Genomic DNA, 518 nt, shown 5'->3' with positions numbered 1-518 from the left:
GTGACGCATAAAGCTTCTCCTTTACAGCAAGTGGCGTTGTTGAGCATATTCATAAGTTTGACCGTGCAAGACAAATGGTTGCGATTGTAATTCAGCAAATGACTGACAGCCCAGCAAGGTGAGGAGGCGAGGGAGTTCTTGACACCATTGATTAATGATTTGATCTAATCGCTCCATTCCATCGGTTTGTAAGATCTGGAGGAAGTAGCCAGCGACGCCGACCGCACTGGCCCCCAACACACCACTCTTAATGACGTCTAAGGGCGTGCAAATGCCACCAGATGAAACTACCGTTAGATCTTCTAAATGAGCCTGACGGGCTTCTAAGAGGCTTTCAGGCGTAGTCTGTCCCCAATTATGAAGATCCGCAAATGATGTCTGGTGATTGCGGCGATCTTCGATCCGGGCAAAGTTAGTGCCGCCACGGCCAGAAATATTGACATATTGGACTCCCATTTGGTGGAGCTGCTTGATCGCTTCTTGGTCCATTCCGAAGCCGACTTCCTTGACGATGACTG

1 protein-coding gene is annotated in these 518 nt (G+C 49.0%); it reads right to left on the bottom strand.

Annotation, left to right across the window (positions count from 1 at the left end; genetic code table 11):
- Window positions 1–21 precede the first annotated feature (21 nt).
- Window positions 22–518, bottom strand: a 497-nt coding sequence (locus ACFIK0_RS09950; RefSeq protein ID WP_375663995.1) for an alpha-hydroxy-acid oxidizing protein, incomplete at its 5' end; no start/stop codon positions are given.

This window comes from Bartonella sp. CL63NXGY, assembly GCF_042194905.1.
Lineage (GTDB): Bacteria > Pseudomonadota > Alphaproteobacteria > Rhizobiales > Rhizobiaceae > Bartonella.
Note: the sequence above shows the minus strand (reverse complement) of the source record. Positions and strands in the feature narration are given on the sequence as shown.